Source organism: Kribbella sp. NPDC051137 (assembly GCF_040682535.1).
GTDB lineage: Bacteria > Actinomycetota > Actinomycetes > Propionibacteriales > Kribbellaceae > Kribbella > Kribbella karoonensis.
This window is the reverse complement of record NZ_JBFBBI010000002.1, coordinates 1,168,532-1,186,491: the sequence shown is the minus strand read 5'-3', so window position 1 is coordinate 1,186,491 and position 17,960 is coordinate 1,168,532. Positions and strand designations below refer to the sequence as shown.

At 70.8% G+C, this 17,960-nt stretch carries 17 protein-coding genes; 11 read left to right on the top strand and 6 right to left on the bottom strand.

Translation table 11 applies throughout. The features are described 5' to 3' along the window. Window positions 1-38: 38 nt before the first annotated feature. Window positions 39-1,391 carry a PLP-dependent aminotransferase family protein gene (locus AB0M51_RS13175; RefSeq protein ID WP_344187575.1) on the bottom strand — a complete coding sequence of 451 codons (1,353 nt, stop codon included), beginning with the start codon at window positions 1,389-1,391 and terminating at the stop codon, window positions 39-41. Between the two features lie 66 nt (window positions 1,392-1,457). Between AB0M51_RS13175 and AB0M51_RS13170 the strand changes: the two genes are divergently transcribed. The 3 genes from AB0M51_RS13170 (at window position 1,458) to AB0M51_RS13160 (ending at window position 3,726) form a co-directional block, all read left to right on the top strand. After that, window positions 1,458-3,113 carry a bifunctional 3'-5' exonuclease/DNA polymerase gene (locus AB0M51_RS13170; protein WP_344187576.1) on the top strand — a complete coding sequence of 552 codons (1,656 nt, stop codon included), beginning with the start codon at window positions 1,458-1,460 and terminating at the stop codon, window positions 3,111-3,113. Between the two features lie 123 nt (window positions 3,114-3,236). Further along, window positions 3,237-3,377: a hypothetical protein gene (locus tag AB0M51_RS13165; RefSeq protein WP_344187577.1), complete on the top strand. Its 141-nt coding sequence runs from the start codon at window positions 3,237-3,239 to the stop codon at window positions 3,375-3,377. Between the two features lie 91 nt (window positions 3,378-3,468). Next, complete coding sequence (locus AB0M51_RS13160; RefSeq protein WP_344187578.1) at window positions 3,469-3,726, top strand: hypothetical protein; 258 nt, start codon at window positions 3,469-3,471, stop codon at window positions 3,724-3,726. Window positions 3,727-3,742: 16 nt separating this feature from the next. Here the strand turns inward: AB0M51_RS13160 and AB0M51_RS13155 are convergent, their stop codons facing one another. After that, complete coding sequence (locus AB0M51_RS13155) at window positions 3,743-4,705, bottom strand: sigma-70 family RNA polymerase sigma factor (RefSeq protein ID WP_344187579.1); 963 nt, start codon at window positions 4,703-4,705, stop codon at window positions 3,743-3,745. A gap of 51 nt (window positions 4,706-4,756) precedes the next feature. On the opposite strand from AB0M51_RS13155, the gene AB0M51_RS13150 reads away from it, so the two are divergent. Continuing rightward, window positions 4,757-7,090, top strand: coding sequence for an HAD-IC family P-type ATPase (locus AB0M51_RS13150; protein WP_344187580.1), 2,334 nt, complete (start codon window positions 4,757-4,759; stop codon window positions 7,088-7,090). Here the strand turns inward: AB0M51_RS13150 and AB0M51_RS13145 are convergent. Then, window positions 7,087-7,575, bottom strand: coding sequence for a hypothetical protein (locus AB0M51_RS13145; RefSeq protein ID WP_344187581.1), 489 nt, complete (start codon window positions 7,573-7,575; stop codon window positions 7,087-7,089). The genes AB0M51_RS13150 and AB0M51_RS13145 overlap by 4 nt on opposite strands. A 94-nt stretch (window positions 7,576-7,669) precedes the next feature. Between AB0M51_RS13145 and AB0M51_RS13140 the strand changes: the two genes are divergently transcribed. Together AB0M51_RS13140 and AB0M51_RS13135 are read left to right on the top strand one after the other, a co-directional pair. Next, window positions 7,670-8,440, top strand: a complete 771-nt coding sequence (locus tag AB0M51_RS13140) for an S-methyl-5'-thioadenosine phosphorylase (RefSeq protein WP_344187582.1) — start codon at window positions 7,670-7,672, stop codon at window positions 8,438-8,440. Next, entirely contained in the window at window positions 8,437-9,447 is a 1,011-nt protein-coding gene (locus AB0M51_RS13135; protein ID WP_344187583.1) for an NAD-dependent epimerase/dehydratase family protein, read from the top strand. The genes AB0M51_RS13140 and AB0M51_RS13135 overlap by 4 nt, the downstream gene beginning before the upstream one ends. Here the strand turns inward: AB0M51_RS13135 and AB0M51_RS13130 are convergent. Next, a complete protein-coding gene (locus tag AB0M51_RS13130) occupies window positions 9,430-10,569 on the bottom strand; it encodes a HAMP domain-containing sensor histidine kinase (protein WP_344187584.1) in 1,140 nt (379 codons plus the stop codon). The genes AB0M51_RS13135 and AB0M51_RS13130 overlap by 18 nt on opposite strands. After that, a complete protein-coding gene (locus AB0M51_RS13125; RefSeq protein ID WP_344187585.1) occupies window positions 10,569-11,264 on the bottom strand; it encodes a response regulator transcription factor in 696 nt (231 codons plus the stop codon). Before AB0M51_RS13125 ends, AB0M51_RS13130 begins: the two co-directional genes overlap by 1 nt. A 122-nt stretch (window positions 11,265-11,386) precedes the next feature. On the opposite strand from AB0M51_RS13125, the gene AB0M51_RS13120 reads away from it, so the two are divergent. The 5 genes from AB0M51_RS13120 (at window position 11,387) to AB0M51_RS13100 (ending at window position 16,481) form a co-directional block, all read left to right on the top strand. Then, window positions 11,387-12,037, top strand: a complete 651-nt coding sequence (locus AB0M51_RS13120; protein WP_363749380.1) for a glycosyltransferase family 2 protein — start codon at window positions 11,387-11,389, stop codon at window positions 12,035-12,037. After that, window positions 12,034-13,284, top strand: a complete 1,251-nt coding sequence (locus tag AB0M51_RS13115; RefSeq protein ID WP_363749378.1) for a DUF2064 domain-containing protein — start codon at window positions 12,034-12,036, stop codon at window positions 13,282-13,284. Before AB0M51_RS13120 ends, AB0M51_RS13115 begins: the two co-directional genes overlap by 4 nt. Window positions 13,285-13,523: 239 nt before the next feature. After that, window positions 13,524-14,735 (top strand): glycosyltransferase 87 family protein, encoded by a 1,212-nt coding sequence (locus AB0M51_RS13110; RefSeq protein WP_344187588.1) that lies wholly within the window; start codon window positions 13,524-13,526, stop codon window positions 14,733-14,735. Further along, a complete protein-coding gene (locus AB0M51_RS13105; RefSeq protein WP_363749376.1) occupies window positions 14,680-15,528 on the top strand; it encodes a hypothetical protein in 849 nt (282 codons plus the stop codon). Before AB0M51_RS13110 ends, AB0M51_RS13105 begins: the two co-directional genes overlap by 56 nt. Window positions 15,529-15,545: 17 nt before the next feature. After that, the gene (locus AB0M51_RS13100) at window positions 15,546-16,481 is read left to right on the top strand and encodes a threonine/serine dehydratase (protein WP_344187590.1); all 936 of its coding nucleotides are present in this window, start codon (window positions 15,546-15,548) and stop codon (window positions 16,479-16,481) included. Here the strand turns inward: AB0M51_RS13100 and AB0M51_RS13095 are convergent. Beyond that, window positions 16,478-17,935 (bottom strand): glycosyltransferase 87 family protein, encoded by a 1,458-nt coding sequence (locus AB0M51_RS13095; RefSeq protein WP_344187591.1) that lies wholly within the window; start codon window positions 17,933-17,935, stop codon window positions 16,478-16,480. The two genes, AB0M51_RS13100 and AB0M51_RS13095, sit on opposite strands and share 4 nt — an antisense overlap. Between the last annotated feature and the right edge of the window lie 25 nt (window positions 17,936-17,960).

Here is a 17,960-nt window from a genome sequence, read left to right as displayed (position 1 = left end):
TAGGAGGTGCACTGCACCCAACTTCAGTCCACTGCGGATCAAGTGGACTGAAGCGCCTCGCCGAGCCGGGCGACCACCAGCCGCAGCGTCGCTGGTGGTGCGGTGAACGGGATCCGGATGTGCCGGCGATCGGTCGCCTCGGGCGTGAACAGGTCCCCGGCGCCGAGCAGCAACGCCCGCTCCCTGGCGGCCTCCAGCACCCGTCGTGCTCTGGTCTCGGTGAGCTCCAGCCAGAGCGTCATGCCGCCCGTCGGCGTGGCCCACGCCACACCGTCCAGTGTCCGCAGACCGGTCTCCAAGGCGTTCAAGTTGGCCCGTAACCGGGTCCGCCGCCGACCGATCACCTTGTCGAGCTTGGGCACGATCGCCTGCGCCAGCAGATCGTCCAGTGCACTGGGCGACGCGACACTCAACTGCGCCGCGGTATTGATCCGCCGCCTCAGTTGCTTCCCCGTCCGCACCCACCCGACCCGCAACCCACCCCAGACAATCTTGGAGAGCGATCCCACACTCACAGTTCTGGGATAACGGCTCAGCGGCTCGGCCTGCTCGCCATTCGCCAGCCACAGCGGCCGCATCGTCTCGTCACTGATCAGCGCCGCGCCGTACCTCCGCGCGATCTCGACCACCGCCTGCCGCCGATCGGCCGGCAGACTCAGGCCGGTCGGGTTGTGGTTGTCCGGCTGCAGGTAGATGACCTTCGGTCGATGCCGTCGGCAAAGGTGCGCCAGTTGGTCGGTGTCCCAGACTCCCGCCGGCCAGCCCGCCACGTCCAGTCGGTGTTTGCGCAGCAGGTCGAAAGCCGCCGGGTACGTCGGTGTTTCGGTGATCGCCACGCCCGGGCCGAGGTCCAGTCCGGCCAGCGCCGCGTTCAGGCCCGCGGCCGCGCCCACGGTCAACGTGAGCTGATCGGGCTCGGTCGGAACGCCTTCCTTGGTGAGCCGCTCGGCCAGCGCGGTGCGGAGCTCCTGGGAGCCGCCCGGCGGTGGACCGTCGCCACCCATCGCCTGGGGCAACCCGTCCTGCACGATCTGCGCCGCCGCCTCCGCCACGTCGTGCGGCGCGGCCGTGGTCGCGAACCGCAGGTCCAGCACGGGCCGGTCCCCCGCGGTCACCGTCGACGCCGGCGCGACCGGATCCAGCAGCCGGTCCAACGGCCGCACGACGGTCCCCGAGCCGCGCTTCGTCTCCAGTACGCCGTCCCGCCGAAGGTTCTCGAGCGCCCGCACAACAGTCACCCGACTGACCCCGAGCCGCTCCGCAAGCACCCGCTCGGAGGGCAGCCGAGACCCGATCGACAGGTCCCCACGCTCGATCCGCCGCAGCACCACCCCCTCGACCTGCTCGGTCTTGGTGCCGTCCGCCGGATCCAGATCCCCCACCCGCCACATAAGTCCAGCTTCCCACAACTGGCCTCATAGTCGTCGGCTGTCGGTCGTGGGTGCTTGGATTCGGGTATGGACGAACGGTGGGCGATCGCCGCGGCCGAGGGCGGAGGCGCGACGCTTGTCGCGCTGCACCCGGACGGGCAGCCCGCCGGGGAGATCCGGCACGAGCCGGACCTGGTCGCGGCCGTGGCTTCGCGACCGCACGTGGCCCGGTGGGTGTGGCGGTCGACCGCGGAGGTCTACCCGCGGCTGCTCGCGGCGGGGGTCCGGGTGGAGCGGTGCTACGACATCGAGAACACCGAGGGCCTGCTGCTCGGTCACGAAGGCCGGCTCGGCGAGCCGCGGTCCGCGGCGGCCGCGTGGGGCCGGCTGAGCGGCGGCCCGGTGCCGGCCGACCCGCCGCTGCGGGCCGTCGTGCCGGGTGAGCAGTCGTCGCTGTTCGAGATCGCCGCGGAGCCGGTCCCGTTCGGGGCGTTGCTGAAGGTGTACGCCGACCAGCTCCGGCGGCACGCTCTGACGGAGTTTCCGGAGCGCATGCGGTTGCTCACGGCATCGGAATCGTCCGCGATGCTGATCGCGGCCGAGATGGACCTGGCCGGCCTGCCGTGGAGCGCGGACGCGCACCGGGCGGTGCTGAGCGAGCTGCTCGGCGAGCGGTTCGCCGGCTCCGGCGAGCCGCGCCGGCTGACCGAGCTCGCGGACGAGATCTCGGCGGCGTTCGGGCACCGGGTGCGGCCGGAGCTGCCGGCCGACGTACTGAAGGCGTTCAAGCAGGCCGGGTACGAGGTGAAGTCGACGCGGAAGTGGGAGCTCGAGCACCTGGACCATCCGGCGGTCGCGCCGCTGCTGGAGTACAAGAAGCTCTACCGGATCTACACGGCGAACGGGTGGAGCTGGCTCAACGACTGGGTCCACGACGGGCGGTTCCGGCCCGGGTTCCTGCCGGGCGGGACGGTGTCGGGCCGGTGGGTGACCAACGGCGGCGGCGGGTTGCAGATCCCGAAGGTGATCCGGCGGGCGGTGGTCGCCGATCCCGGGTGGCGGCTGGTCGTCGCGGACGCCTCGCAACTCGAGCCACGGGTGCTGGCCGCGATCTCCCGGGACCGGGCTCTGATGGAGGTCGCGAGCGACCCGGGCGACCTGTACAAGGCGGTGTCGGACCGGGCCTTCTCCGGCGACCGCGCGCAGGCGAAGATCGCCGTACTGGGCGCCATCTACGGGCAGACGTCGGGCGACGGGCTGAAGAACCTCGCGATGCTGCGGAAGCGGTTCCCGCAGGCGGTCGGGTACGTCGACGACGCGGCCCGGGCCGGCGAGGAAGGGCGACTGGTCCGCACGTACCTCGGCCGCACCTGCCCGCCGAGCGGGCACCCCCTCGACGAGGCCATGCTCGAAGGACCGCCCGCGGACGTCCCGGCGACGGACCCGCGACATGCCCGCGCCCGCGGCCGCTTCACCCGCAACTTCGTCGTCCAAGGATCCGCTGCCGACTGGGCGCTGTTGCTGCTGGCTGCTCTCCGGCAGTCGCTCGCACCTCTGAAGGCGGAGCTGGTCTTCTTCCAGCACGACGAGGTCATCGTGCACTGCCCGGCGGACGAAGCCGACCAGGTAGCCGCCGCCATCCAGCGGGCCGGCGACCTCGCCGGCACCCTCACCTTCGGCCCAACGCCCACGAACTTCGCCTTCACCACCGCGACCGTGCAGGTCTACGCGGACGCGAAATAGTTTCGCCGACGGAGCTTTCCATGGGAACCGAATAGCTGGACCTGGCCTCTCACACTTGTATGTTCAGTGACGCCCGGAGTTCGGGAAGGCGAAAATCCAGGCCTGGCGAGAGGAAGTGCTGGCATGGCCCGCAAGTTCGGCAGAGGCGAAGTTTCCAAGAAGGAAGCCAAGACGAAGGAGAAGATCGAGTCCGGCGAGCCGGTCAAGGTCTCCTGGAAGGAAGCCAAGCGGTACGCGAAGAGCCAGAACCGACTCGGCAGATAGAACCGAGCAGCGTTCCGTCACCGACATTCGGAGGTTGGTTGTGGCCGGTAGATTCGGGATCCGTCAAGACCCCAAGGACGATCGTCCTGGGATGACTCAAGGCCGCAAAGGCCGCCCGATGCCTGGCAGCATCGAAGCGCGGCAGGCTGCAGCCGAGGAGAAGAGGAAGGCCGACGCCAAAGCGGCCAAGGACGCCAAGAGGGCGCCCAAACCGGGGCAGATGAGCAGGGAAGATCGCAAGATCAGTCGCGCCAACATGGCGGCGAACGCCGCGTTGGAAGGAAACGGCCGCATCTCTGGGCGCCAAGCTGCCCGCGTGGCCAGGGGACGTAGCAAATTGGAGATGTGACCGCCGGCCCGGGCCGTCAAATGGTCCCGGGTAACCCGTAGCGCCCGTAATCGGTGGTTTCGAATGCAGTGATCTCGGCGATCAGGCCGGATTCCAGGCGAAAGACATCCAGGGCGAACAAACGGTACGCGGTTCCACCTGGGGATTGTAAATAGGCGGCCAGGGCGGGTTGCCGGTTGACGGTGGTGGGGCGGAAGCGCCAGTGGCCGCGGTACGTCGGTGTCAGGTTGGGGACCAGTGAGCGCAGGGCGTCCTCCCGCCCCTGGAACCAGAACGGGTACGGCGGCATCGTGATGCGGATGTCCTCGTGCATCAGCGCTGCCAGGGCCTCGGGATCGGCGTTGTCCCACGCGGTCACGTAGCGGGCGAGGAGCCGGCGTTCTTCGTCGGAAGGGTCGCGGGCCGTCCACTCCGAGCGGTGTGGCGGCAGGTGTTCGCGCAGTACCGGGCGGGCGCGTTGGACCGCCGAGTTGACCGCCGCCACCGACAGATCGGTCGCCGCGGCGGTCTCGCGGGCGGACCAGCCGAGGACGTCGCGGAAGATCAGTACGGCGCGCTGCCGCGGCGGCAGGTGCTGGATCGCGATCAGGAACACCAACTCGATCGTCTCCCGGCGGATCACGGTCGCGTCCGGTTCCTCGGCCCGGTCCAGCAGTACGTCGGGAAACGGCTGCAGCCACGGTACGTCCTCCCGCGGTGGGAGCGCCGTCGCCGGGAACGACGCCGGCTCCAGCTGGTACGGCAGCACCCGCCGCGGCCGCCGTACGTCGTCGATGCACACGTTGGTCGCGATCCGGTACAGCCACGCCCGCAGTGACGAGCGCCCCTCGAAGGCCTCCCGGCCGCGCCACGCCCGCAGCAGGGTCTCCTGCACCGCGTCCTCGGCGTCGTCGAAGGACCCGAGCATCCGGTAGCAGTGCACGCGCAGCTCGTGCCGGAACCGCTCGGCCTCCTCCTCGAACCCGTCCACGACGTCCATTCAATCCGACGTTCGCCCCGGTACGCTGGTCCGCGCCGAGGAGGACGTCTGATGGGCAGTGGGCTGACCGCCGCGGAGGTCGCGGAGCGTGTCGCCGACGGCCGGACCAACGCTGTCCAGGTCCGTACCAGCCGGACGTTCGGGCAGATCGTCCGGGCGAACGTGTTCACGTTCTTCAACGGGCTCCTCGGCACGCTGCTGGTCGCCGTGATCGCCACCGGCAGCTGGCAGAATGCCCTCTTCGGCTTCGTGATCCTGACGAACTCCGGGATCGGCATCTTCCAGGAGCTGCGCGCCAAACGGACCCTGGACCGGCTCGCGCTGCTCAACGTCACGCACGTGCGGGTGGTCCGCGACGGCGAGGTCCACGAGGTCGGGATCGCCGACGTCGTCCAGGACGACCTGGTCCGGATCGGCAGCGGCGACCAGGTTCCGGCCGACGGTCCGGTACTGCGTTCCGCGGGCCTCGAGCTGGACGAGTCGTTGCTGACCGGTGAGTCCGACCCGGTGCACAAGCGGGCCGGCGACGAGGTCCGCTCGGGCGCGATCGTGGTCGCCGGCGAGGGCGACTTCACCGCGACCTCGGTCGGCCCGCGGACGTACGCCGCCAAGCTCGCGGCCGAGGCCCGCCGCTACCAGGTGACGACGTCCGAACTCGTGGCCGGCACGAACCTGCTGCTCCGCCGGATCTCGCTGATCCTGCTGGTCGTCGGCCCGCTGCTGCTCTGGGCGCAGTTCCGCAGCAAGGACAACCACGGCTGGCAGGACGCCGTCACCGGCACGGTCGCCGGCCTCGTCGGGATGATCCCCGAGGGGCTGGTGCTGCTGACGTCGCTGGCGTTCATGCTGGCGATCGTCACGCTGGCCCGGCGGCGCACGCTCGTCCAGGAACTGCCCGCGGTCGAAGGGCTCGCGCGCGTGGACGTGGTCTGCCTGGACAAGACCGGCACGCTGACCAGCGGTGAGATCGTCCTCGACCGCCTCGTCCCGCTCAGCGCGGACGACCGTACCGCCCAAGCACTCGCCCTGGCCGCCGTCAGCGACACCCCGAACGCCACCGGCAAGGCGATCACGGCGTCGTACGCCGACACGTCCATGACCGCGCTCGCGCGGGTCCCGTTCTCCTCCGCGCGCAAGTGGCAGTCGGTGACGACGGCCACCGACACGTGGGTGCTCGGCGCTCCCGAGATGGTCCTGACCGACACCGCCGACCCGGCGATCGCGGACGCCCGCGCGCAGGCCGACCAGATCGCCGCGCAGGGCCGGCGGGTGCTCGTGCTGGCCCGCGGGACGGCGCAGGACGGCGACCAGCTGCCGGTGAAGCTCGTACCGGTGACCCTCGTCGTCCTCGCCGAGAGGATCCGTGAGGACGCTGCCCCGACGATGCGGTACTTCACCGAGCAGGGCGTCAAGCTGAAGGTGATCTCCGGCGACAACCCGCGCACGGTCGGCGCGGTCGCCGCCGCGGTCGGCGTACCGGGGGTCGGCGGGGCGGACGATGCGGTGGACGCGCGGACGTTGCCGGAGGACCTCGACGAGTTGGCCGCCGTACTGGACGGGAAGTCGGCGTTCGGGCGGGTCAGCCCGCAGCAGAAGCGGGCGATGGTCGCGGCGCTGCAGCGCCGCGGGCACGTCGTCGCGATGACCGGCGACGGCGTGAACGACGCGCTCGCGCTGAAGGACGCCGACATCGGTGTTGCGATGGGCAACGGTTCCCCGGCGACCCGCGCGGTGGCACAACTGGTCCTGCTCGACGGGCAGTTCCGGCATCTGCCGGACGTGGTCGCCGAGGGCCGGCGGGTGATCGCGAACATCGAGCGGGCGGCGACGCTGTTCCTGGTGAAGAACGTGTATTCGTTGCTGCTGACGATGACCACCGCGGTCGCGCTCGTCGCGTATCCGCTCGCCCCGATCCAGCTGACGCTGATCTCGAACCTGACCATCGGCATCCCGGCGTTCTTCCTCGCGATCGGCCCGAACAAGCAGCGCTACGTCCCGGGATTCCTCGGCCGGGTACTGCGCTTCGCCGTACCTGTCGGTGTGGTCACCGCGGTCTGCGCTTTCACGGGTTACCGGCTGGTGCGGGTGTTCGACCCGGCCACGACGGTCGCGGAGGCGCGTACCGTCACGACCGTCGTCGTACTCGTGGTGTCGTTGTGGACGTTGTCGATCCAGGCGCGGCCGTTCCGGCCATGGAAGGCAGGGCTGGTGGCGGCGATGGCCGTGCTGGCGGCCGTCGCGGTCCTGGTGCCGGCGATCGGGCACGGGATCTTCCTGCTCGAGGTCAGCCCGCGGCGGGTGCTCGGCGGGCTCGTGATGGGTGCGGTGGGGATCGTGCTGATCGAGATCGTCCGCTGGGTCGCTGACCGGATGCGGCGTACCTAGTCCTCGAGCTCGATCGTGGTCGGCATCGGTGCGTGGCCCGCGAGACGGAACCAGGTCACCAACCGCCGCTGACGCAGATCACGGGTCGACACCACCACGTCGTTGTGGAACCGGCGGGCCAGCTGGACGCGGCGCATCGCCAGGCCCAGCTCCCCGGCCCACGGTTCGACATCGGTGCCGGTGGCATGGATCGCCCGGGTCAGCGCGGACTCGGCCTGCTCGTGGACCTCGACCGATGCGAGCGCCGCGGCGCGCGCACGATGCGCGGCGTCGACGAGGAGCAGCGCGGACGCCGGGTCCAGGATCTCGCTGCCGGCCAGCTCCGCGACCAGCGCGGCCCGGCGGGCAAGCTCGGTCTCCAGCGCGGCGCGGGCCAGCTCGACGCGCTGGTGCAGGCGGTCCAGGCGGCCCGCGGTCCAGCTCGTGTAGGCGCCGAACAGCAGCAGCACGGCACCCACCGCGAGCAGCACCCAGGAGATCTCCACGGTCCCATTCGACCATTCCTTACGTCCTTACGGAGCGCTGACGGTCCGGCCGGATCCGGTAGTCGGCGCGCCCGGCGGCACTAGCGTCGCTTCCATGGCTGATATCGGCGTACTCGGCGGATCCGGGTTCTACTCGTTCCTGTCCGGCGCGGAGCGGGTCGAGGTCGACACCCCGTTCGGCGCACCCAGCGAGGCCCCGGTGGTCGGGGAGCTGGACGGGCGGTCGGTCGCGTTCATCCCGCGGCACGGCGCGGACCACCGGTTCCCGCCGCACCGTGTGAACTACCGCGCGAACCTGTGGGCGCTTCGTGAGCTCGGCGTACGGCAGGTGCTCGCTCCGTGCGCGGTCGGTTCGCTGAAGCCGGAGCTGACGCCGGGGACATTCGTGGTGCCGGATCAGTACGTCGACCGCACGTGGGGACGGGAACAGGCCGTGTACGACGAGGTGGTGCACGTCGACGCGGCCGATCCGTACTGTCCGGCGGGCCGGGCGACCGTGATTGCCAGCGGCAACGTCGTACCGGAGGGGACGATGGTGGTGATCAACGGGCCCCGGTTCTCGACCCGCGCCGAGTCCCGCTGGCACGCCGCCCAGGGCTGGTCCGTCGTCGGCATGACCGGCGCTCCCGAGGCTGCCGTCGCCCGCGAGCTGGCCCTCTGTTACACGTCGATCGCCGTGGTCACCGACCACGACGCCGGTGTCGAGACCGGCACCGGAGTCACCCAGTCGGAGGTCTTCGAAGCCTTCCAGCACAGCATCCAACGCCTGCAGGAACTCCTCAGAACGGTCATCACCCAACTCCCCAAGCCGGACACGGACTGCCCGTGCCGCCACACGCTCGACGGAACGGCGGTTGCACGATGAAGGTGCTGGTGACCGGTGGGGCCGGGTTCATCGGGCGGCAGGTCGTCCGGGAGCTGACTGGGGAAGGCCACGAGGTTGTGGTGCTCGACTCGTTCCGGCCGGATGTGCATACGAGCAGGCCCGAGCCACGGGACGGGCTGATCGTGGGCGACGTGCGGGACGAGCGGACGTACGACGGGATCGACACCGTGGTGCATCTCGCGGCGAAGGTCGGGCTGGGGGTCGACCTGAACGACATCGACGACTACGTGTCCTCCAACAGCCTCGGCACCGCCGTACTGCTGAAGTCGCTCGGCCGGATCCGGAACCTCGTGTATGCGAGCTCGATGGTCGTGTACGGCGAAGGCCGCTACGACTGCGACGAGCACGGCCCGGTCGCGCCGGGTCCGCGGCGCGTGGAGGACCTGGAGGCGGGACACTTCGAACCACCCTGTCCGTACTGCGGCAAGCCCCTCACGCCGGGCCTGGTCCCGGAAGACGCCCGGCTCGACCCGCGGAACGCCTATGCCGCCGGCAAACTGAACGGCGAGCATCTGGCCGCGGCCTGGGCCCGGGAGACCGGCGGCCGGGTCACCGCGCTGCGGTTCCACAACGTCTACGGACCAGGCATGCCACGCAACACGCCGTACGCCGGAGTCGCCGCGATCTTCCGGTCCGCGCTCGAACGCGGCGAAGCACCCCGCGTCTTCGAGGACGGCCGCCAGCGCCGCGACTTCGTCCACGTCCGCGACGTCGCCGCCGCGGTCGTCCTGTCCGCCGCCGCACTCCCCGAGCAGCCGGCCTTCACGGCGTACAACGTCGGCAGCGGCACCGTCACCAGCATCGGCGAGGTCGCCACCGAACTCTCCAAGGCGTACGCCGGCCCGCCGCCGATCGTCACCGGCGAGTACCGCCTCGGCGACGTCCGCCACATCACCGCCTCGTCCGAACGCATCAAGTCCGACCTCAGCTGGAAACCGGCGTACGACCTCACCACCGGCCTGACCGAACTAGTGCACGGGCGGTAGGTCGATCTCGAAGGCGCAGCCGCCGTCGACGTTGCTGACGGCAATCTTTCCGTCGTGCGACTCGACGACGCCGCGGGCGATCGCCAGGCCGAGGCCGCCACCGGAACTGGCCGCCGCGGCCTGCGGCGTCCGTTGCTCGTCGCCCCGCCAGCCGACGTCGAACACCCGCTCCAGATCGTCCGCCGGGATCCCGCCGCACCCGTCGGTGACCGCGAGCCGCACCCGGCCGTCGGTCTCCCGGTCGACCGACAGCGTGACCGTCCCACCTGGTGCCGTGTGCCGGATCGCGTTGCCGACCAGGTTCGTGACCGCGCGCGTCAACTCGTCCGGATCCCCTTGCACAGCGAGCCGATCGTCCCCGTCCGGTGTCGACAGCGCGAGCCGTACGCCTTCCGCCCGCGCGTGCTCGTTGTTCTCCCCCGCGACGTCCTCCGCCAGCTCCCGCAGGCTCACCGCGGCCCGGCGGCGCGGCGGCGGTGCGGCCGACAGCCGGGACAGCTCGAACAGGTCGTCCACCAGCCCGGTCATCCGGTCCACCGTCGAGCGCATCTGCCGCAGCGCGCCCGGTACGTCGTCGATCACCCGGTCCTCGAGCCCTTCGGACACCGCCCGCAACCCCGCGAGCGGGGTCCGCAGGTCGTGTGACATGAACGCGACCAGCTCCCGCCGGCTCGTCTCCAGCGCCCGCTCCCGCTCGTGCGACGCGGCCAGCTTCTTCCGCGTCATCTCCAGCTCGTCCGTCAGCTCCGCCAGCTCGGCCGGCACCGCACCGCCGGCGATCTCGGGCGCCTCGTACGACGTCCCGAGATGCCGCAGCCGCCGGCCGACGTCCCGGGATCCGGTGCTGATCCAGTGCCCGAGCAGGACCGACATCGCCAGCCCGAGCAGTGCCGCGAACGCCAGCGTCCACAGCACCACCCACGAGTCGTGCTGCGAGATGAACATCGCCCGCACACTCTGCAGTACGGCGGCCAGCGCGGCCGCCATCGGCGCGAGCGCCACGACGATCATCGTGATCCGCAGCGACCGGCGGCGGAACCGCCACAGCACCACGGCCCCGACGGCCGCGACCACCAGCGTCCACAGCGTGGTGAGGGCGAGGATCGTCGCCATGTCCTTCATCAGGCGTCACCCGCGAACAGGTACCCGGTGCGCGGCACGGTCAGCACCAGCTTCGGGTCCGACGGATCGGCCTCGATCTTCTCGCGCAATCGCCGTACGTGCACCGTGACCGTCGACGAGTCGCCGAAGTCCCAGCCCCACACGCGGCGCAGCAGCTCAGCCTTCGTGTACGCCTTGCCGGCATGCGACACCAGGTACGCGAGCAGGTCGAACTCCCGGTGGGTCAGCGACAGCTCGTCCTCGCCGAGGTACGCGCGCCGCGCCGCCGTGTCGACCGTGACCGGTCCGGCGCTGAGCTTCGTCGGCGTCAGGTCGAGCCCGGCCAGCCGCTCCTCCCGCCGGACCATCGCCTGCACCCGCAGGGTCAGCTCCCGCGGGCTGAACGGCTTGACCACGTAGTCGTCCGCGCCGACCTCGAGGCCGACCAGCCGGTCCTCCTCCTCGCCGCGCGCGGACAGCATGATCACCGCGGCGCCGTCGTCGGCCGCGCGCAGCCGGCGCAGCACCTCCAGGCCGGACAGCCCGGGGAGCATCACGTCCAGGACCACGACGGACGGCTTCCACTGCTGCCAGACCTCGACCGCGGACAGGCCGTCCGCGACCACGCGGGCGTCGTACCCGGCCTTGGTCAGGTACGCCGAGACGACATTGGACACGGTCGGGTCGTCGTCGACGACGAGCACACGAGTAGCCACGCCCCGAGCGTAGATCCTCGGCGTGGCCCGGAGCCGCACCGGCACCGGAACGCAGTACGCCGTAAGCGACCCGTAGCCGAGTTGCGGCCCCGGCGGGGCGGGTTCCTCCTTACCGTCGAAGCATGCCCGTCGATGTCGTCCTGCCCTGCCTGAACGAGGCGGCCGCGCTGCCCTGGATCCTCGAACGGCTCCCGTCCGGCGTCCGCGCGATCGTCGTCGACAACGGCTCGACCGATGGTTCGGCCGAGGTCGCCGCACGCCTCGGCGCGACGGTCGTGGCCTGCGAGGTCAAGGGGTACGGCGCTGCCTGCCATGCCGGGCTGCAGGCGGCCGAGGCCGAGGTGGTCGCGGTGATGGACGCGGACGCGTCGCTCGATCCGCGGCAACTGGTACGGGTCACGGCGCCGGTCGAGAGCGGGCGCCTCGACCTGGTCCTCGGGCGTCGCCGTCCCGTGTCGCGGGACGCCTGGCCGTGGCATCTGCGGCTCGCGAACGCGGAGCTGTCCCGGCGGATCCGGCGCCGCACCGGTGTCTCGCTGCACGACCTCGGGCCGATGCGGGCGGCACGTCGTACGGCGCTGCTCGGTCTGGAGCTGACCGACCGGCGGTCCGGGTATCCGTTGGAGACCGTGGTACGAGCGGCCGACGCCGGCTGGCGGATCGCCGAGGTGGACGTCGACTACCTGCCGCGCTCAGGACGCTCGAAGGTCACCGGCACGCCGCTGGGCGCCGCCCGCGCCGTACTGGACATGTCAAAGGTGCTGGCCGGGTGAACGGCACGGTGATCGTGATCGCGAAGGAGCCTGTGCCGGGGCGGGTGAAGACGCGGTTGCAGGCGGAGTTCACGCCCCGGGAGGCGGCCGCGTTGGCGCGCGCCTCCCTGATGGACACGTTGAGCGCCGTACGGGCGACCGGAGCGCGGGGGGTGATCGCGTTGGAGGGGTCGCCGGGGTCGTGGCTGCCGGACGGGCTCGAGGTGGTCGCCCAGCGCGGAGACGGGCTGGGCGAGCGGATCGCGGCGGCGTTCGAGGACGCGTACGACGGTTCGCCGATGCTGCTGATCGGGATGGACACGCCGCAGGTGGTGCCGGAGTTGCTCGGGTTCGAGTGGGGCGAGTACGACGCCGTGCTCGGGCTGACGGAGGACGGCGGGTACTGGTGCCTCGGGCTGCGGACGCCGGATCGCCGGGCGCTGGCCGGCGTACCGATGTCGACCGAGCACACCGGGCGGGACCAGCTGCGGCGGTTGCGGGCGCTCGGCCTGCGGGTCGGGATGCTGCCGACGCTGCGGGACATGGACACGCCCAAGGACGCGGCGTACCTGGCGGCCGAGTTCCCGGAGCTGCGGGTGTCCCGGTTGTACGCGCGAGTGGTGCACTCGGCGCATCCCGGGCTGCTGTTCGAGCAGGCGCTGGGCGGTACGGCGCGGGTCGTTGCCACGGGCATCGATGGGCGGGCCGTGCCGTCGCTGTCCGAGCTGGACCGGTGGTCGGCGCCGGCGGACGAGGTGGACCGGCTCGCGTTGAGCCGGTGCGAGGGACCGGTGCTGGACATCGGGTGCGGTCCCGGGCGGATCGTGACGGCGCTGGCGGAGCGCGGGATTCCCGCGCTCGGGGTGGACGTGTCGCCGCGGGCGGTGTCGCTGACCACCTCGCGCGGGGCGGCCGCGCTGCACCGGCCGGTGCAGGAACCGCTGCCCGGCGAGGGACGCTGGGGCAGCGTGGTGCTGATGGACGGGAACATCGGCATCGGCGGCGACCCGGCCGACCTGCTCCGCCGCTGCGCCGAGCTGGTCCGCCCCGACGGACTCGTGCTGGTCGAGGTGGACCCGGACGACGACCTCGACGACAGCACCCCGATCATCCTGCACACCTCCACCGGCCGCCGCTCCACTCCGTTGCCCTGGGCAAGAGTAGGAACCCGCACCCTGCTCCGCCACGCCCGAACCACCCCCCTCCACCCCACCGAAGACTGGCGCACCCCACACCGCGCCTTCCTCACCCTCCGGCGCACCGCATGACCCCCCACAACCCGGCCCCACGCCCCGGGCAACACGAACGGACAACCCCTCAAACGCACGGTCGCGGTCGGGCTCCGCGTGTCGGCGCGGGTGTGGGTGGGCTGGTGGTGGTTGGGGTTTGTGTCGGGGTGATTGCTGCCGCTCGGGCGCACTGGTGGGCGGATGTGATGTTGGTGGTGGGGACGTTGGTGGTCGGTGGACTGGTGTGGAGGTTCAGGCGGGGGCTCAGCGTTGGGATCGTGGTGGTTGTGGCGGCGGCTTGTCAGGTGCCGGGCGTTCTGCACACGCCGATCACCAGTACCGACGCCTACCGGTACGTGTGGGACGGGCGGGTGCAGCTGGCGGGGCACTCGCCGTACCGGTATGTGCCGCTGGACGATGCGCTCGCGAAGTTGCGGGATCCGGTCCTGTTCCCGGGGTTGTCGCCGGAGCAGCGGTCAGGCGTCAGCGGGAGATCGGACGATCCGTCGCAGTCGCCGGTGGACGATCCGCGGACGCGGATCAACCGGCCCGGCGTGCCGACGATCTACCCGCCGGTCGCCGAGGCGTACTTCGCCGCCGTCGCGCTGTTCACGCCCTGGTCCGCCGGCACGCTCGGCCTCCAGATCGCGGCCGCACTGATCGCGATCGCGCTCACCTGGCTACTCGCCGTACAGAGTCCCCGCTGGGCCGCCTTGTGGGGTTGGTCACCGATCGTCGTCCTCGAGGCCGGCAACGCGGCCCACGTCGACGTCCTCGCCGCCCTGCTGATCACGGCTGCCGTGATCACCACCGCACGCCGTCCGCGGCTCGCCGCGATCCTCCTCGGCGCGGCCGGGAGTGTGAAGCTCCTCCCCCTGCTCCTGCTCCCGGCATTCCGCGGCCGGAAACCGATAGTTGCCGTGAGCACCTTCATCGCGAGCTACCTCCCGCACCTGCTCGCCGTCGGCACCCTGGTGCTCGGCTTCCTCCCCGGCTACCTCAACCAGGAAGGGTTCGAGGACGGCAGCTCGAGATCGGCGATTCTCGCGCTTCTGCTGCCTCCTGAGGCCCGCCAGCTGGTCGCCGCCGCCCTCGCGCTCGTCGTCGCCGCCGTCGCCTTCCACCGCACCAGGACCGACCCGATCGCACTCACCTGTTGCTGGCTGTACGGCGCCGCGCTGCTGATCGCGACTCCGACGTACCCGTGGTACGGGCTTCCGTTGATCGCGCTCGCGGCACTCGCCCGGCGCCCGGAGTGGATCGCCGTACCGCTCGCCGCCTACCTCGCCTACGCGAGCTACGGACACGACACCCGGCAGGGCCTGATCTACCTCGCCGCCGTTGTCATCGTTGTCACCGCGACCACCGTCCGTCACCGAGTCGTTGCCGATTCAGGTTTGACCGGACACCCCCTGCCCACGAACACTGGCGGGCGTGACGAAACGCATCGCCCTCGCAACCTCGGCCGCACTCGCCGAGCTGCACCCTGACGACCGCCCGCTGCTCGACGCGCTGCGGGCGCACGACCTCGAGCCGGTGGTCGAGGTCTGGACCGACCCGTCGGTCGACTGGTCCGTGTACGACGCGGTCCTGCTGCGCACGGTCTGGGACTACTTCCAGCTGTACGCCGAGTTCACCGAGTGGCTCGGCCAGCTCGACAAGGCCGGCGTACCGGTCCTGAACGACACCGGTCTGGTCCGCTGGAACAGCGACAAGCAGTACCTGCTCGAACTCCGCGAACGCGGTGTGTCGATCGTCCCGTCACAGGTCGCGGCGGGCGCCTGTCTGCGTGAGGTCGTCGCCGGGCTGACCGGCACGCAGATCGTCGTCAAGCCGACGGTGAGTGGCAACGCCCTGCACACGGTCCGCGGCGTCGCCGGCTCCCCCGAACTCGAGCAGGCGCTCGCCGAACTGCCCGACCTCGTGTACCTCGTGCAGCCGTTCGTCCCGGAGATCCAGTCCGAGGGCGAGTGGTCGCTGCTGTTCTTCGACGGCGAGTTCAGCCACGCGGTCGTGAAGCGGCCCGCGGACGGCGACTACCGGGTCCAGGAGTTCTACGGCGGCCGGACCTCCCTCACCGAGCCGCCGGCCGCCGTACTGGAGAGCGCCCACGCCGCGCTGACCGCCGCCGGACCGGCACCGGTCTACGCGCGGGTCGACGGCGTCGTGGTCAACGACCGGTTCTTGCTGATGGAGATCGAGCTCATCGAGCCGTACCTGTTCTTCCCGCAGTCCCCCGCCGCCGTCGGCAAACTCGCGGCAGCCGTCGCCGGAAGGCTCTAGCTTCTAAGGTCTGAGGTATGCCGACACTCGATGACATCCGCCAGGCCGCCCGGGAGCTCGAGGGACGCATCCACCGCACGCCGATGCTGACCTCCTCGGCGCTGAACGAGCGCTTCGGCGCCGACCTGGTGCTCAAGGCCGAGCTGTTCCAGAAGACGGGCAGCTTCAAGGTCCGCGGCCTGCTGACCAAGCTGCTCCGGCTCAGCGCCACGGAGCGAGAGCGTGGCGTGATCACGGTCTCGGCCGGGAACGCGGCCGCTGCGCTCGCCTGGGCCGCGCGGGACGCCGGCGTTCCGGCCACGGTTGTGATGGCCCGGACCGCCGTACAGGCGAAGATCGACGCGGCGCGCGGGTACGGCGCGACCGTGGAGCTCGTCGAAGGTGACCTGATGGCGCACTACGAGCGGATCAAGGACGAGCGGCAGCTCACCGGTGTTCATCCGTTCGACGACGAGCATGTGATCACCGGGCACGGCAGCCTCGGGCTGGAACTGCTGGCGGACCGGCCCGACCTCGGCACCGTCCTGGTGCCGGTGGGTGGCGGTGGGCTGATCTCGGGGGTCGCGACGGCGCTCAAGCTGATGAAGCCGGAGATCCGTGTGATCGGGATCGAACCCCAGCAGGCCGACGTGGTGAGCCGCAGCCTCGAAGCCGGCGCGCCGCAGCAACTCGGCACAGCCCGATCGATCGCCGACGGCCTCGCCGCGCCCGTCTGCGGCACCCGCAATTTCCCGCTCGTCCAGCAGTACGTCGACCAGGTCGTCCGCGTGAGCGAGGAAGCCCTGCTCGACGCGACCCGCCTGGTCATGTCGCGCACCAAGCTCGCACTCGAACCCGCGGCAGCCGCCCCGTTCGCCGCACTACTCGAGGGCAGCATCCAGCTCGACCATGCCACGGTCACCGCCGCTGTCGTCAGCGGCGGCAACCTCGACGTGTCGAAACTGATGCTCTAAGCGGGATCCAGCACAGTAGCCAGCCTGCCTCGGTCACGCGACGGTACGCCGTCGCTCGGATCGTCGACCAGGTCGCCGCGTCGCACCGGGTCCTTCTCCGGGAGCAGGATGTCGCGGGCTACCACCAGCATCAGCCAGAGTGTGCCGGCCATCCGCAGGATCACCGAGAACCAGTAGATCCGGTCCGGCACGTTCGGGTCGCCCGGTTGCAGGAACTGCGCCAGATGCATCCACACCAGCATCCAGTAGAAGCACTCACAGGCCTGCCAGATCAGCCAGTCCCGCAGCCGCGGCCGCGCGAGCGCCACCAGCGGCAGCAGCCACAGCACGTACTGCGGTGAGTACACCTTGTTGATCAGCAGGAACGCCGCCACCACCAGGAACGCGAGCTGGGCGAACCGCGGCGGCCGCGGCGCCATCAGCCCGAGGATCGCGATCGACAGGCAGAGCCCGGCGAAGATCACGATGTTCAGCTGGTTGACGTCCGTGACCTCGTGCTTGGCCAGCTTCAGCACGTACCAGATCGAGCCGTAGTCACTCTCCCGCTGGTCGTTGAACTGCCAGAACGACAGCCACTCGTTCTTCGCCAGCAGGTAGATCGGCGCGTTCACCAGACCCCAGGCGACTCCCGCCGCGATCGTCGCCTGGAACCACGGCCACAGCTTCCGGCCGCGCAGACACACGATCAGCAACGGCCCGAGCAGCAGGAACGGATAGAACTTCGCCGCTGTCCCGAGCCCCAGCAAGATGCCGAACCAGACAGGTCTCCCGCGCGACCAGGCCCACATCGCCCCAGCCGTCAACGCGACCGCGAACAGGTCCCAGTTGATCGTCGACGTCAACGCCAGCGCCGGTGCGGCAGCGACGTACAGCGCGTTCAGCGGCTGCCCGCGGGCCGCGCCGGGGCGGGTCGCGACGCCGCGCGCGGTCGCGACCGTGAGACCGACGATCACCAGCGCGCAGAGAAACAGCATCACGGTGTTGACCACGAAGAACACACCCGCCGTGTCGCGCTTCTGCTCGACGGTGATGTCCTTCTTCGGGTCGCCGGTCATCAGCCAGGTGATCCGCGCCGCGACCTCCATGAATCCGCCGGTCAGCACCGGGTACTCCAGGACCGGGTAGTTGCCGGTATCCAGGAACGGCCGGTTGCCCTCCGCGAAACCGCGTTCCTGGTAGAGGAACCCGATGTCGGAGTAGCAGAGCGCCTTGAACGGCCGCCAGCTCTGCCGGTCCCAGCCGGCCTCCATGCACGGCGCCTTCTGCAGCACGCCGAGACCGAACGTGATCGTGCAGACGGCGAGCGCGATCCGCAGCGGTGTCCACCACGACGAACCCGGCCGGGCGAACCGGCCGGACGGTCCGCCGAGCCCGACGGTCAGGCCGGCGACGGCCGGATCGGCCTCCGACGGCGTCGGCGCGAGCTCGCGTTGTGGTCCGGTCACGGTCGGCATCATCTCCTATCGGCTCACCTGGCGA